This is a genomic window from Sorangium sp. So ce295 (genome assembly GCF_051527405.1).
In the GTDB taxonomy this organism is placed as follows: Bacteria; Myxococcota_A; Polyangia; order Polyangiales; family Polyangiaceae; genus Sorangium; species Sorangium cellulosum_B.
In genome coordinates this window covers 13355335-13370400 of record NZ_CP150324.1, presented here as the reverse complement: position 1 = coordinate 13370400, position 15066 = coordinate 13355335, and the positions used below count along the sequence as shown (strand labels likewise).

11 protein-coding genes are annotated in these 15066 nt (G+C 72.2%); 7 read left to right on the top strand and 4 right to left on the bottom strand.

Annotation, left to right across the window (positions count from 1 at the left end):
• Positions 1 to 8 precede the first annotated feature (8 nt).
• Positions 9 to 2444 (top strand): hypothetical protein, encoded by a 2436-nt coding sequence (locus tag WMF11_RS50555; protein WP_437975869.1) that lies wholly within the window; start codon positions 9 to 11, stop codon positions 2442 to 2444.
• A 108-nt stretch (positions 2445 to 2552) separates the two neighbouring features.
• Here the strand turns inward: WMF11_RS50555 and WMF11_RS50550 are convergent, their stop codons facing one another.
• Positions 2553 to 3128 (bottom strand): TetR/AcrR family transcriptional regulator, encoded by a 576-nt coding sequence (locus WMF11_RS50550; RefSeq protein WP_437975868.1) that lies wholly within the window; start codon positions 3126 to 3128, stop codon positions 2553 to 2555.
• A gap of 333 nt (positions 3129 to 3461) precedes the next feature.
• Here WMF11_RS50550 and WMF11_RS50545 point away from each other — a divergent pair, with 333 nt between their 5' ends.
• On the top strand, positions 3462 to 4556 hold the full coding sequence (locus WMF11_RS50545) for an NADH:flavin oxidoreductase (protein ID WP_437975867.1): 1095 nt from the start codon (positions 3462 to 3464) through the stop codon (positions 4554 to 4556).
• Between the two features lie 48 nt (positions 4557 to 4604).
• Positions 4605 to 5456 (top strand): ketopantoate reductase family protein, encoded by an 852-nt coding sequence (locus tag WMF11_RS50540; protein WP_437906209.1) that lies wholly within the window; start codon positions 4605 to 4607, stop codon positions 5454 to 5456.
• A gap of 95 nt (positions 5457 to 5551) precedes the next feature.
• Here WMF11_RS50540 and WMF11_RS50535 read toward each other — a convergent pair whose 3' ends face one another.
• Positions 5552 to 6991, bottom strand: a complete 1440-nt coding sequence (locus WMF11_RS50535; protein WP_437975866.1) for a sigma 54-interacting transcriptional regulator — start codon at positions 6989 to 6991, stop codon at positions 5552 to 5554.
• A 374-nt stretch (positions 6992 to 7365) separates the two neighbouring features.
• Between WMF11_RS50535 and WMF11_RS50530 the strand changes: the two genes are divergently transcribed.
• Positions 7366 to 9729, top strand: coding sequence for a hypothetical protein (locus WMF11_RS50530; protein ID WP_437975865.1), 2364 nt, complete (start codon positions 7366 to 7368; stop codon positions 9727 to 9729).
• Between the two features lie 155 nt (positions 9730 to 9884).
• Positions 9885 to 11240 (top strand): ADYC domain-containing protein, encoded by a 1356-nt coding sequence (locus WMF11_RS50525; RefSeq protein WP_437975864.1) that lies wholly within the window; start codon positions 9885 to 9887, stop codon positions 11238 to 11240.
• Between the two features lie 188 nt (positions 11241 to 11428).
• Here the strand turns inward: WMF11_RS50525 and WMF11_RS50520 are convergent, their stop codons facing one another.
• Together WMF11_RS50520 and WMF11_RS50515 are read right to left on the bottom strand one after the other, a co-directional pair.
• The gene (locus WMF11_RS50520; protein ID WP_437975863.1) at positions 11429 to 12730 is read right to left on the bottom strand and encodes a trypsin-like serine protease; all 1302 of its coding nucleotides are present in this window, start codon (positions 12728 to 12730) and stop codon (positions 11429 to 11431) included.
• A gap of 406 nt (positions 12731 to 13136) precedes the next feature.
• Positions 13137 to 13619: a hypothetical protein gene (locus tag WMF11_RS50515; protein ID WP_437975862.1), complete on the bottom strand. Its 483-nt coding sequence runs from the start codon at positions 13617 to 13619 to the stop codon at positions 13137 to 13139.
• Positions 13620 to 13847: 228 nt separating this feature from the next.
• Here WMF11_RS50515 and WMF11_RS50510 point away from each other — a divergent pair, with 228 nt between their 5' ends.
• Together WMF11_RS50510 and WMF11_RS50505 are read left to right on the top strand one after the other, a co-directional pair.
• Positions 13848 to 14345 carry a hypothetical protein gene (locus WMF11_RS50510; protein WP_437975861.1) on the top strand — a complete coding sequence of 166 codons (498 nt, stop codon included), beginning with the start codon at positions 13848 to 13850 and terminating at the stop codon, positions 14343 to 14345.
• Between the two features lie 61 nt (positions 14346 to 14406).
• Positions 14407 to 14979: a hypothetical protein gene (locus WMF11_RS50505; RefSeq protein WP_437906203.1), complete on the top strand. Its 573-nt coding sequence runs from the start codon at positions 14407 to 14409 to the stop codon at positions 14977 to 14979.
• The last annotated feature ends 87 nt before the right edge of the window (positions 14980 to 15066 follow it).

The window sequence follows — 15066 nt, the reverse complement described above, 5'->3', positions numbered from 1 at the left end:
CGCGTGCGATGACGACACCCCCGCCCCGGATCCCCGCCCCCGCGCCCGTCGAGCGCGCCTTCCGCTGCGCCTGGCGCGAAGCGTCGCGCACCAAGCTCGACACCGAGGAGCACACCGCGCTAGCCGCGCTCGGCCGGTGGCTCGACGAGCCGGACCTGCCCTATGCGATCTTGCACGGCCCGCGCCCGAGCCGACGCGCGGTCGTGGCCGCCCACCTCGTCCGTGCGCAGCAGCAAGGCACCGCCTACGCTGCGCAGCTCGTGCCGATCGGGCCTGATCTCAGGCTCGAGCGCGACCTGGTCGCGCTGCTCACCTCGCGGCTGCGCGCCGATTATGTGGGCGGCCCACCTCGGCTATTGCGCACGCGGATCGCGGAAGAGCATCTGCGCGTGGGGCCGACAGAGGGCGAGCCGTCGCTGCTGCTCGCGATCACCGACGTCGAGGAGGCGGAACCGCTCGTCTCCTGGCCAGCGCTGTTCTCCGCCGTGGGTCCCCGCGTCAAGGTGCTCGCCACCGTCGAGGGCGACGACGCCACAGCCCGCGCGTGGATCTCGCGCCTCGGCTTCGATCCGGCGCGCACGCGGATCCATCCGCTGCCGGTGCGGCCCTGGCCTGTGCCGGGCAATCCCGCGGAGTTCCTCGAGACCGCAGGCGCCGCATCGGCCAAGCTCCTCGGCCTGCTCTCGGTCGCCTACGGGCGACTTCGCGACGACGAGATCACGACCGCCCTCGGGGCCCACATCGAGGGTGCCCTCGCCGGCATCGAGCCGCTTGTCACGGTCATCAAGGGCACGTACGCGTTCCGCTCCAACGCGGCCCGCCGCGACGTAGAGGCGCACCTCGACCACGACACGCGGGACGCGTCACGCCGCCGTCTACTATCGCTCCCACCGGCCGGCTATCCGTGCGCCTACGCGCGCGCCCACCTGGAACAGGCCGCCGCGCCGCTCCAGGCATTCGCCGCGCTGGTCACCGAAGAGCACCTCGCCCGCTGGATGGCCCGGCCCGAGGCCTACCTCGGCTTCGTCGCCGACCTCGAGCGCGTGCGCCGCCACGCCATCGAGCCGCTTCCAATGAGTCACGAGGCACCGGCCCTCGCGGTGCGCGCGGCCCTTGTCGAGGCGAGCGTGAACCAGTGCGCCCGCCGCAAAGACCACGGTGCCCCGGTGGGCGTCGAGCCGTTCGCTCGGAAGGCGCCGATCGCGGACGAGCGAGATCAGGCCAGGGCGCTCACCGCGCTCGGCGCGGCGATGACGGCCGGCCCGGCGCGCGCCGAGGTACTCGCGTGGGCCACGGACGCCGCACGGCGCACCCCGGCGGCCGAGTTCCGCGGGGATGGCCTCCTGAGCCTCGCCGACGTCGTCGGGGGCGAGGCGGGATACGCGCTCGCGCGGGAAGCGCTCGCCGCGTATCGGACCACCGAGAACGCGGAGGAGCGAGCGCACCAGATGCTCTTCGTGGCGAAGGGGTTGCCTCCGGAGGAAGGGATCGCCGTCGTGCGCGAGGCGCTCGCCGTCCTCCGTGACAGCGGCGGAGATCCTGGCGATCTCGACCTGTTCGCCGACCGCTACCCGCGTGCGGTCGCCGAGGCGCTCTGGCCCGACGCGGATGTGCTGCCTGGGCCCGCGCGGGCGCGAGCGCTCGCCGCGCTCGCGCGGGGCCTCGGCGATCCCGAGCGCCTACGCGCCGCCTTCGCCGCGGTGGAGCAGCACGTCAGCCCGTACGACCTGCTGATGCAACGGACTCTCGCGGAGCTCGTGCCGTTCCTCGACGCCCCGGAGGCCCGCCGCGCCGCAGCGCTCGCACCCCAATTCGGCGAGCGCGCCGCCGAGCTCCTCGAGAGCCTGATCCCGCGCCTCAGGGCGCTGGGCGATCCCGCCGAGGACCTGCTCGAGACGCTGCCGGAAGCGGCGCGCGTGCGGGCGCTGGCCCGGAGCCTCCCCTTCGCCGCAGAGCCGGCGCGGCTACGGGCGCGGATCGACGAGGCCATCCGGAAGGCCGAGCCGCGCGAGCGCGGCTGGATGCTCTTCGACGTCTGCCCCTGGTTCGCGGCGACGGGCCACAGCGACGCGGTGCTCGCCGCGGTCGCGCCGCTCAGCGAGGGTGCCCGCCTGACCGCCCTTGGCATCCTGGCGCGCCACGATCCCGCGCGCGCGCCCGAGCTCACGCGTCAGGCCCTTCCCCTGGCTCTGCACTTCGGCGCCGACGAGCCGAGCCGCCTTCTCGACCTGGTCCCGCTGGCCCGCCATTTCCCGCCCGAGGGCGCCGCCGCGGCGCTCGGCATCCTGCTCGACGCGGTAGCCGGCGAGTACCGCGGAGCCGCGCTCGCAGGCGACGGCGTGACCCTCGTGAAGCTCGCGCCGCTCATCGCCGCGCTCGCGGGCGACGAGGGCCTGGCCGGCGCGGCGCGCGAGGTGGTGCAGGTCGCAGCGTGGTTCCCCTGAGCGCCGCGGTGCTCGCGGCCTGCCGTCATGGACTGTCGCCCGCCTGCCCTGGCAGCGCGCCGGCGGCATCCTCGGCGGCCAATGGCGCCCAGGCCCGGCACGGACCAGCTATCGATTCTTCGTCGTCATCGCCTTCACGACCGCATCGGTCGCCGTGACCAGGGACCTCCTGAAGGCGTGCAGCCGCAGCTCCGCCGCCGATCCCTTCTCGACCGGCTGGTTTGGCGCGAAGCCGAACCAGGACATCGACAGCCCGAGGAGGATGACGAACAGGTCCTCGGCGCACCGCCTCGGCGTCGCCCCGAGGTCGTAGGCCCCGGCGAGCTCCTCCACCTTGGCGGTCGCGACGTCGTGCTGCGCCTCGTCGGGGAGCTCGAGCTGCCTCCACATCATCATCCGCACGCTCTTCGGATTCTCGACCAGGTGATCGAAGACGCCTGCGACGAAGGCCGGCAGGTCCGACGGGTCGAAGGGCACGGCGTCGAACGCGATCTGGCACCGCTCCTCGAGCACGCTGCGGAACAGACCCTCCTTGGAGCCGAAATAGGCGTAGATGGCCTGCTTGTTCGCCGAGGCCCGCTCGGCGATGCGGTCCACGCGCGCGCCAGCCAGCCCTCGCTCGGCGAACTCGTCGAGCGCAGCGTCAAGGAGCCTCTTCTTGGTCGCCGCCGAATCGTAGCGCATGGGTGGCTCCTTCATGGAGCATACGCCGTGGCGCGCGGCAAGAAGAGCGCACCGCCCACGTTCGAGCCGCAACCTCCGGGCCTCCCTCGCGCGGCTCGCCCGCGGCCGTTCGCCCCGCGCTGCGGCATCGCCGCTCCGCCCAGTTGACACGGCCCAGACCGCTCCCTAGATTTAAACCATCCAGTTGGTTTAACACCGAGGAGGGCGTCGTCGATGACGATGGCGCCGCGGTGTCGAGATTGCAGGCGCGGGCGTTCCCGGTGCGCCAGGGCGCTGCCGGCCGCGGCGCCGCGACGAGGACGACGCCCGGAGAACCGGAGAAGGGACGGAGCGATGGCGGATCCGCAACCGAACAAGAACGACGACGTGAGCGCGCTCTTCAAGCCATTCGAGCTGAAGGGGCTGAAGCTCGAGAATCGGTTCGTCATGGCGCCCATGACGCGCCAGCGATCGCCGGGCAACGCGCCGGGCGAGCCGAACGTCGATTATTACACCCGGCGCGCTGCCGCAGACGTCGGGCTGATCCTGTCGGAAGGAACGGTCGTGGAGCGGCCGGGCAAGCTTCACCTCCGCGACGTCCCGCACTTCTATGGCGAGCGGGCGCTGGACGGCTGGCGAAAGGTCATCGACAGCGTGCACAGGGCGGGAGGGAAGATGGCGCCCCAGCTATGGCACGTCGGGCTCGCCAAGCAGGATCCGAACGGCCACGAGGAGCCCGCGGCCCTGGAAGGCCCGGCGAACATGTCCCGCGACGACGTGCACGCCACCGTGCGGGCCTTCGGCAAGGCGGCGGCCGACGCGAAGCGCCTCGGCTTCGACGCCATCGAGATCCATGGCGCCCACGGGTACCTCATCGATCAGTTCTTCTACGAGGTGACGAACCAGCGCACCGACGAGTATGGAGGAAAGACGATCGGCGAGAGGAATCGCTTCGCCGTGGAGGTCCTCGAGGCCGTTCGAGAGGCCGTCGGGCCGGAGATGGTCGTGATCCTCCGCCTCTCGCAGTGGAAGATGGGCGCGTACGATCACAAGATCGCGAAGACGCCGAAGGAAATGGATCAGTGGTTATTGCCGCTGGCAGAGGCGGGCGCCGATGTGCTCCACCTCTCCCAGCGACGCTACTGGGAGCCCGAGTTCGCCGGCTCCGATCTGAACGCCGCGGGATGGGCGAAGAAGATCACCGGCAAACCCACGATCACCGTGGGGTCGGTCGGCCTGTCCGGCGATCTCTTCGGGAACTTCGCGGGCGAGGCCTCGGCGCCGCAGGGGCTCGGCGAGCTCGTGCGCCGCTTCGAGCGCGGCGATTTCGATCTCGTCGCCGTCGGGCGTCCCTTGCTCAGCGACCCGGCATGGGTGCAGAAGATCAAGACCGGCCGGACCTCGGAGCTGACGGAGTTCACCAGGGAGAGCCTTGGTCGGTACTTCTGACTCGGGCGGTCCTTCATGGGCATTTTTACAGGAGCTACGGTGTAACACATGAAGATTGCCATTGTCGGCGCCGGTAGGATTGGAAGCGCCTTTGCCTTTCAGCTCGCGCGAGCGGGGCACGAGGTGACGGTGGTCGCCCGTGGAGAGCGGCTGGAGCAGCTGCGGCGGGACGAGGCGATCGTGAGCGCCTCGGGGGAGCGCGCGGCGGTGCGCGTGAGCGCCGCGCTGGACGCGACGACGCCGTGGGATCTCGTGCTCGTGACGGTGCTCGCGCACCAGGTGGACGCGGTGCTCCCTGCGCTGGCCGAGAGCGCGGCGAGGTCCGTGATGTTCATGTTCAACACCTTCGAGCCGCTGGGCCGCCTCCGAGAGGCGGTGGGCCCGGCGCGCTTCGCCTTCGGCTTCCCTGCGATCCTGGCGACCCTCGAGGACGGCAAGCTGACGTCGAAGATCGTCACCCGAGGCATGGTCACCACGGTGACGGACGCGGCGTGGGCGAAGGTCTTCACGGACGCCGGCATTCCCGCCGTGGTGCACGCCGACATGGAGAGCTGGCTGCGCACGCACGCGGCGCTCGTCGCGCCGGCGATGGTGGCTATCGTCACGGCGCACGCGCGGAACGCAGGCGTGTCGTGGGCAGAGGCGATGCGCCTCGCGCGCGCCCTGGAGGAAGGGCTCCGCGTGGTGCGCCGCCTCGGAAACACCATCACGCCGGAGCCGATTGGGACGCTGAGCCGCCTGCCCACGCCAGCGGCGGCCGCGCTCCTGTGGGGGCTCAGCAGGGTCGACGCCGTCCGCAAGACGGGCGCCGTCGGGCCTGGCGAGCCGCGCGCGCTGATCGACGCGATAGCCGCCGCGGCGCCGGGTCAAACGCCGACGCTGCTCGCCATCCGCCCCTGAACCCCTGAGAAGAAGGCAGCGAGCCCCTCCACGAGGGCACGAGGCGCCCCGCCCTCGTGAAGACGCCCGGGATGTCGTCTGTCGTCTGGCCGGCGCTAGGACGGGCTCTCGTCGACAGAGCCCAGCGCGTCGTCGGGCTCGCCGGCGCCCGTCGATGCCCCGAGGCCGTGCCGCTCGATGAGCCGGCGAAGCTGCGTCCGGTGCATGCCGAGCGCCCGCGCCGCGGCCCGCACGTTGCCGCCTTGTTCGCGCAGCGCCGCCTCGATGCGGGCGCGCTCGCCGGCGTCGAGCGGGGGGGCGCGCGAGGGCAGCGCGCGGCGCGCCCGGGGCGCGGCAGGCGCGCTGTCTCGGCCTCCGGCGGGCGGGGCGCCGGAGGGCGGGTCGGGCTCGAAGAGGGCGCCGGCGCTCGGGCTGAGGTGCGCGGCCTCGACGCGCGAGGCCCCCTGCATGAGCGCGCTCTGGGCGGCCGCGCGCGCCTCGACAAGGAGCTCGCGCACGTTGCCCGGCCAGGGCCGCAGCAGGCACGCCTCGACCAGCGAGACGTGGAGCCCCAGCTCGGGCGCGAGCTGCCGCACTTGCTGCTCGATCAAGAGGGCCATCTCTTCGAGGCGCCGCCGCAGGGGCGGCAGCTCCACAGCGGGGCGCCCCAGGCGAAAGTAGAGGTCTTCGCGCAGCCGCCCGCCCGCGACCTGCGCGCGCAGGTCGCGGTGGCTGGCCGAGCAGAAGGCAAAGTCGACCTTCTTCGGCCTGGACGCGCCGAGCGCGAGCACCTCACGCGTCTCGAGCGCGCGCAGGAGCTTGGCCTGCACCTCGAGGTCGAGCTCGCCGATCTCGTCGAGAAAGAGGGTGCCCCCCTCGGCCGCCTGGAGATACCCCTGCGCGTCGGCGTTGGCGCTCGAGTAGGTGCCGCGCTGCACGCCGAAGAGCAGGCGCTCGGCGATGCCCTGCGGGATGGAGGCGCAGTTGACAGGCACGAAAGGCCCGGCGGCGCGCGGGCCTTCCTCGTGAAAGGCACGGGCGACCCCCTCCTTGCCGGTGCCGCTCTCGCCGCGGATGTGCAGCGAGAGCCCGAGCTCGGCGGCGCGCGCCGCCTCGGCGATCCGCCGCTGCATCGCCGGGCCCCGCACGAACCCCTGGCGCGCCACGACGCCCTGGCGCGCCAGGGGGCCGACGTCGATCGAGGGCACGAAGAGCGAGTCGCCGAGGCGCACGACGCACGTCGCCTCGCGCGGCGCCCCCGCCGGCAGCGGCTCCCCGTCGACGAAGGTGCCGTTCTGGCTGCCGAGGTCTTCGACCCAGAAGCGCCGCCCATCGAAGCGGAAGCGGGCATGGCGCCGCGACATGCGAGGGTCCTTCGCCTCGCCGAGCGCCGCCGAGCCGCGACCGAGCTCGAGCGCCTCGCCCTCGAAGGGCAGCGCGCTGGCCAGGGTCACCCCGGCGCCGAAGACGCGGACGAGGCCCGGCGCGGCGGCGGGCCCACCGCTGCTCGAGGCGCGATGCCCGCTCGGCTGCAGGGTCGACCCGTCGTCCGTCATCTCACGGTCAGTATAGGTGCCTGGCGCCGACGGGTGTGCCCATAGCGGTGTCCACAGCGGTGCCCGAGCCGGTGCCCGGGGCGGGGGCTCCAAGGGGGGACACGAGGCGCAGCGTCCCGCGGCGGCGCCCGCGGGCCTGCGCTGGATCCGGGCCGGTGGCGGAGCGGCTGGCACGCGCCTCGCTAACCCCCTTCACGAAAGGCCGTCGCGAAAGGCCGTCGCGTCCGCGGAGCATGCCGCGCGCGGCGGCACCGACGTCCGCGGTGGCCGGGTCGACGCCACCACGCCGCGCCCCCCGAGCCGGGGGGCGCGAGGCCATCCATCGACGACGCCGCGCCGCGCGCAGGCGTCGCGAGCCAGCTCAGGAGGAAATCATGTCGAATCATGTCCACACGCGCGCCCGCCGCAGCTCGGTCCTGTCTCCTGTCGTCCTGGGTGCGCTCGGCGCGCTCGCGGCCGGGTGCCTCGCCGATGCGGAGCCCGCGCCGGAAGCGCCGGACGACACCGGCGTCGGCGAGCAGCCGCTCGTCAGCGTGGGTTCGCCGGTCGCCGGCCCCGCCACCGCGAGCGCGACCTTGCCCGCGGCCGGCATGAGCGCGGTGCCGGCGAGCACGCCGATCAGCGACACGACGACGAGCGCCATCCGCCTGGCGAGCTTCTCGAACGGGGCGAACCTCGCGGCCGGGCCGACGAGCGACCGCGCAAGCTGGCGCAACGCGGCCACGACCGACCCCTTCTCGGCGCCTCCGGCGCTCAGGACGCACCTCGACGAGGCGCTCGCGAGCGCGGACGCGAAGGTCGCCGCCGCGCTCGACGAGGGGGACGCCACGGCGACGCTGGCCGCTTTCAGGGCGATGTTCCCCGGGGCACTCTCGGCCAGCGTGACGCAGGACTTCGACGGCTTCGGCGCCGCGCGCGCCCGCTGGCTGAAGCGCTCGATCGAGAAGACAGGCACGTTCAATTACCCGGACCCGCGCCTGTTCGGCGAGGCGCGCCAGCGAGGCGCGCGCCTGTACTGCGCGGCCCGCGAGGTGCAACGCCAGCAGAGCGTGCGCGGCAAGCGGTCGATGGGCCGGAGGGCGCTCGCCGAGCTCAAGCTCTTCGGCCACACGGTGGACCTGCTCGTCATGGAGCCGACGGTGGTGCTCGACGGGCCCGAGCGCTTCACCGGCTCGGGCGCCAACGACGGCGCGCAGGCGTTCGTCGTGCCCATCCTCGCGGGGGGCAAGCTGACGCCGATCGGCAACATGGGACTGCCGGGCTTCGGCGAGATGCGCGCGCCGCTCGCCTTCGTCAGCGCGGACGGCGAGGTGGTGAACGACGCGTCCCTCGATCCGACGACGGGCGCCTTCCGACGGCGCTTTCAGACCGTGACGCACGCCGACGCGGTGGTCTCGCGCCGGGCGGTCGTGCGGCCCGATCCCGTCAGGTTCCCGCTGTTCGATATCGGCGTCGTGCACGTGTACCTCGATCTCGACGCGCGCGCCGACATCGGCACGCTGAGCACGCCGAACGAACGGCTGCTCGGCCACACCTCGGGCACGCTGCCCTTCGGCCTGACGCCGCGGCCGATGGCCCCCATCGGCTCGATCGTCGCGCCCTTCCCTGTATCGTGGGGCGACATGCCGATGATGCTCGGCTCGGGCACGGCCGCCACGCCGACGCCGGTCGCGCCGGCGTCGGGCCTGCGCTGGTTCTTGCTGTCACCCTCGGGAGCGGGCGACATGGGCCTGATGCCGGTGACGAACCCGATGCTCGCGCGCATGATCCAGGACGATGATCACACCTTCACGGTGCGGCACAGCGCCGGCATGGAGTCGGTATTGACGGCGGGCGCCGGGTTCGACATCGGCGTCTTCGCCATGTGGCTCGACGTCTCCGGCGGGCTCGGGGTCAACGGCGGCCAGGAGCAGGTGCTGCGCGATGCGGTCGCGCTCGAGAACCAGCAGCCCGTCACGGCGCTCTCGGTGACCCCCCGCGGCTTCGTGAACGCGACGTACTCGGCGGCCATCAAGCTGCACCTGCGCTTCGGGCCCTTCGGCTTCGACGTGCCCATCGTCAACACCCGCGGGACGCTGGCCGAGACGACGACGGGCGACTGGCCCGAGGCGAACCGCTTCCGCATGGGCACCGGCTCCGGCACGGGCGCGCCCCTGACGCAGCCGAACGTCCAGTCGCACCTGCCGCTCGACGGCGCCTTCTCGAGCTTCCCCGTCGACGTCGACACCTGCCTCGCCGACACGGCGCCGAACCCGCCGACGCCGCCGCCTTGCGCGGCCGATGGGCCGAGCGGCGCGCGCCCGGCCGTGAACATCTGCCTGACGGGCCGGGCGGTCTCCGGCTTCCCCTACCCGTCGAACGTCTGCGCCGACCCCGCTTCGTACTCGAGCACCCTGCGCGCCAGCGGGTTCAGCGCGGCGCAGGCGAAGTGCGTCGAGGCCCAGCTCAGCCTCGTGTGCGCCCCTGTCTCGACGCAGACCAGCTCGACGACCGTGAACCACGTGACCGACATTCGCTTCAACCCCGACGGCAGCATCGACACGAGCGCCATCGGCGCCGAGGCCAAGGCGGTGAGCGAGGCGATGCAGCAGTGCGAAGACGCCTTCGGCGCAGGCGCGGCGCGCGCGCTCTTCGGCGTCGAGGCCTGCGACGACCACGCGAAGCCCTTCAGCCCGAATCGACCGCCCTTCAGCGTCACCGCCGGCGGCACGACCATCCGCCCGCCGAGCTGCGAGTGAAGGCGGCGCCCGGGGCCGGAGGGCCGCATCCTGCCTCCCGCCCCGGGGCGTCCCTGCGGGGCTGTCGGAGCACGGGGGCCTGCGTCCAGCAGGGGCCGCGGTCCCCGGCGTGGTGAGAGCGGCGAGCACGACGAGCGCGACGAGGAGAATGACCGATGAGGAACGGAACCTGGCGAGACGAGCGACGTGGGCGCGGCGTGCGGGCCGCCGGAGGCGTCTCGGGGGCGTGGCGCGCGCGAGCGATGCTTGCGCTCCTGGCAGCGGGCGCGTGCGGCTGCGCGCTGCCCGAGCCCGGGGATCCCGAAGACGCAGCGCAGGGGGCGCCGGACGCGCCCCCGACCGGGATCGAGGCCGGCGGCGCCGGCGAGCCCGCCGACGCGCTGCCGCCCGGCGCGGCGACGGGAGGCGCCGAGGGGGACACGACCTTCGAGATCCCCGATCTCAGGGCGCTGCTGCCTTATGACCCCACGAAGCGCCCTGGCAGCAACGGTCCGGGGATCTACGTGGTGGCGGCCAGCGACAGCACCTACTGCTTTCTCAACGATCAAGGCGTCCCGTCCTTTTGCCCCGAGCGGTTCGTCAACGCCGGGGGGAGCGTCAAGCTCGAGCTCCGCAGCGCGACGAACCCCACCGCGGTGTACTCGTCCGCCGTGAGCGCGTCGCGCAGGCTGCCCGGCGAGACGGCCTTTCGGCCCGTCGTGCTGCGAAGCGTGCGCGCCGTCGGGATGGAGCTCGAGATCGAGGTTGCGCTCGACGGCGTCGTGCTCCCGCCCGTCCGGGGAGCGGCGCTCTCCTCGTTCAAGCTCGAGGTGGCCGGCCCCGGGGGCCTGTTCTTCCACTACGAGCTGATGGTAGAGCCGCCGGGCCCGGCGCCGCTGGCGCCTCCGCCGCCGGATCCGGAGCCGCGCTCCTGGTTCCGACGGTACAACGTCAAATACCGGGTGGTCCCCGCCGGGGCCGATCCGGGCGCCTCCAGGTGGCGCCGCCACTGCAGCGTGGCCGGCGTCGATCTCCGGGCGTCGTTCGTGGGGGAGAGCAGGGTCGACGGGCTCTTCGCCACCGTCACGCGCGACGCCAGCGCGACCACGATGAGCTGTGAGACGGGGGCCATCGACACGTGCCTCTCGTGGGGATATGCCCCCTGGCGGACCGAAACGGCGAGCACCGACGAGGGCCGCTTCCTGTTCGGCGCCTGCCTGCACGCGAAGCGCGCGGCCTACTTCGCGGGCCCCGCGGGCGGCGCGGAGCGCACGACCAGCTTCACGCGCCCGGGCACCCCGATCGTCGTGCGCGACAAGCTGGGCATCCTTCCGGGCGCCGACCCGACGCACCTCGAAGCGATCTGGAGCCCCGAGGGCGCGAAGTGCCTGAACGTGGAGAACCTGCGCATCTCCGAGTTCCACGACCATGTGGCCTCGCTGTCCTCCCTGCCCCCGTGCACGGCCCACTGGTCCACCCTCGGCGCGTTCGCCACGGGGCGCGTCGGGCCGCCCGGCCCTTCGACGTGGTGAGCGGGCCGCCTCGCGGGCGGGTCAGGGCCGGCCAGCACATCTTGGGGCTCGATCCGCACGGGGCCTACCGAGCGAGGCTCGCGCGAGCGCGCCGTCCTGGCCTCGCGCGGCCGGCGTGGGGGTGATTCGGCGCTCGCCTCGCGACGCGACGCGACGCGAGGAGGGCTGACCGCTCCGCGCGCTCGCTCCTACAAGCGCTCGATGAGGAAGCTCCGGGTCTGGTTGTCGAAGCTCTGGGGGGCGAGGTTCGCGTCTGTCGTGAGGACGCGCGACCCGGTCGAGTATTGGAAGAACCAGTCGTAGAGCGTCACCTGGAAGCCGGGGGGGACGCGGACGGAGCTGACCCTCTGGTCCCAGGGGGCCCAGGGGCCGCCGAAAAAGACGGCGGAGCCGACGCCGTACAGGAACGATTCGCCCGAGAAGTTGGCGTGCTCGTAGAAGGTGACGACGTCCAGCTGCGGGTCCGAGGCGTTCGAGACGACGATGCCCGAGAGCACGTCGTTGAAGCCCGCGGCCACGAGATCCGTGTCCGAGGTGAAGATGCGCACCTCGCCCCCGAAGTTGTGGTGGATGAAGGCCGTGACCCGGAGCCCGGCGGGGACCTCGATGGCGCTCGCGCGGTTGTCGCCGATGATCGTCGTGTTCAGGAGGTTGTGGTGGCCGATGCCGAAGCCCTGCGAGATGCCGGAGAAGTTCGAGAGATCGTGGAGCACGACCTGGTTGCTGGGGTGGACGGTGGGGCCGCCGGCGATCGTGGCGTCGATCCACGCCCGGTGGCGCGCCACGTCGACGCCGGTGACCGTCGCGTGCAGGTTCGTGCCGTTCTGTCCGTTCGTGGCCGAGAACACGGCGACCTGGCGCCCGTCGACGAACCACGGGCCGCCGGAGTCGCCGCTCCAGCCCGCGCCCGTCACGCCGGTCGCCTTGAGCTCCTCGGCGGAGTGCCAGCCATTGATGTGGATGGTCGCCTTCTTGAGCGACGGCGCCATCACCAGCGGCGTGCCCTCGCTCCCCCAGCCGTAGGCCGTCGCGTCCCTGTCGATCCAGGTCGACGTCGCCTCGGCGAGCTGGACGAACGGGCCATCGGCGTCCTCGGTCAGGTGGAGCAGCGCGATGTCGGCCACGGCCGAGGGCACCTCGACGGCGTCGACCGCGATGCGCTGGCCCGCGAGGTACGTGTTGCTGCCGACGCGCACGGCCGACGTCTCGCCCTCGTCCGCGATGCAGTGCTGCGCGGTGAGCACCCAGCGCGCCGCGACGAGGGTGCCTGTGCACTGGTAGAAGTCGCCCGTGCTCCGCACGTCGAAGACCTGCACGGCCCAGGGGCTCGCCTCGGCGAGCTCGCCGCCGATGATCGCGGACGAATGCGACCCCAATGCATCGAGCGTCTCGTCGGACGCGCCTTCAATCGAGCAGCCCGTGGAGAGGCCGAGCGCGGCGCCCGCGCACACCGCGAGACCAAGCTGATGACCAAGTTGTCTCTTCTTCATTCTGCCTCCACATCATGATTCTGTTCAGACGATCGTTCGCGCCCACGGAGTCCGCCTCCGCCAGGAGCCAGTGCTCGTCAGCAAGCCGAGTGACGGGGCCTGTGATTGCGTCGTGCCGGGCTCCGCGACGGCATCTCCAAGCAGACCCATGGGGGCACCAGGCTGAAACCGGTGAAGGGACAGCCGGAGCGGCAGGCCCGGAGGCGGGCGCACAAAATCCGCCCGCGACGGCTCAAGAATCGCGCCCAGAGTATGCTGCGCTACCCGGAGCGGCGCCAGACGGCGATCTGGAACGGCCGCGTTCGAGGCGTGGAACGAGGCGGCATCCCGCCGCACCTCGTCCGCGCCGGCAGCCTCCAGCGACACCTTGACCCCCTCGGACGTCACCTGCGGCGGACGCGCTCGATCAACGATACGGTCCCTGCCGCGGCGCCTCACCATCGAGCGCCGACACGTCCACGTGCTCGTCGAGCCCCTCGAGGTCCTTCACGTGCCACTCGACCAGCATGCAGCCCGCGCAGATGTACGCCTCGAGCTTGCCGACCCTCCGGCTGCGCCAGACGCTCGGCTGCGCGATGGCGAGCTCGTTCCGCCCGTCGGCGTCCGCGTCGAGGACCTTGGGCGCGTGGAGGATCTTCCTCGCGCCGCAGGCGGGGCAGCGGAGCTCGTCGCGCATCGACGCGGATCGCCGCTCGAGCAGCGCCTGGACCTCGCGCTCGAGCCGCCCCACCCGCTCCTCGAGGGAGCGCTCCGCCGGCGCGCTCGCGGCGTGGGGCTCGGTGACGGGATCCGCGACGGGCGCGCTCGCGGCGCGGGAAGGCCGGACGCCGCAGCCCGGGCAGAAGACATGGGCCTCCGCGTTCGAGCGGCCGCACGTGGGGCAGTGCATGCCGACAGGATACGGGCGATTTCCCGCGGAGCGAACAGCAGGAAGGCCCGATCTCACGCCACCAGGATCTCCACGGCCACGACGCGGTCCTCGCGTGTCCCGTCACCGGCCCGCTCGTGCGGGTTCCAGCCCCAGAACCACGCCGTCAGTCGCGGCTGGCTGAGAGCGGGAGATCCAGCGCTCTACACGACCAGCCTGACCCGAGCCTAGGACAGACAACGAGAAAACATGTCTTGGTTCAAGAGAGAGAGGCGTTCGAAAGGCGACCCGCAGGCGAAGGGGAGCGGCGCGGAGGCGTTCCGAGAATACCTCGATGAATACAAGCGCGAGCTTCTAACGCTCATTGCTGAACGAGAGTTCTCCAAGCGTGCGACCGAGCCACTCGCGCCGTGGCTCTGCTACCATTTCCCTCTCCAGTTCGATCGGCGGGAGCTCGACGCGCGGGGCGTCGACTTCCTCGTCTACGCCGAGAAGGACAGCTTCTTCTGGCATACGCTGGACGGGGCTGCGTGCATGAAAGCGTTCCTCGCGCATTTCAGGGCGCTTCCTCTCGATGGTCGAATCGCGTACTTCAAACGCTTTGATCTGGGGCCAAGGTGGGTAGACCGAGAGGCTTGGTTCGATCTGGCCTTCGATGACGAGCGGGTCGGCGATCCGGACTACGACCTGGCGCATGCCGAAATCTTTGGACCGCGCTCGATACGCGTTGAAGCGCCCCGCAGCTAGTGCGACCAACCAAGGTCGTAGGTTGTCTTCGGACGCGAATGTGCTATCCTGATGTCTCATCATGGACGTTATCTTTCGACGCACCGGCGAGCGGCGGTACGCCGTCGTCGTGGAGGTCGCCGGCAAACAGCCCCAGGCGATGGATCCGGCGCCTGGGTTCGACGACCACATTCCGCACGACCTCGTCCACTACGTCGTGGAGGCCGAGCTCGGCTTGACGTCGGGCGTCTTCGGTCGTGCCGCGAGCGGCGGCGGTACCTTTATCTCGGCCGCGCCCGGCGACCGGAGCCCGCGCGAACGGGCGCGCGAGCGGCGGAAGCAGCTGCGCCGGGAGACGTCGCTTCGCAACGCGGACGAGGGCAGGCAGCACGACATGGTCACGTCGGAGCGCCTCGCCGCCGTCTGCGACCTGATCTGGAGGCGCCGCCAGGGGCAGCGCCCGGATGCCTCGCGGCCCGCGCCGCGCGAGTCGCTCTCGGGCGAAGATGCCCGGCGAGTCGATCGCATCGTCGTCCGGCTCGAAGAGCTGGCGCCCTTGTGGAACCAGCTGCCGGTGGGCGGTGAGCTCGCCTTCACATGGCCGAGCGTCGTGCCGAAGGCTCCAGGCCAGCGAGACGAGCGCCGCGTCGTGTGATGTCGGCTCCGCGGGAGAGCCGCTGACCGACCCGGGCTTGTCGCTCTACGCCCGCGACGGCGGCGTGTTCCTCGGCGCGAGCGAGGT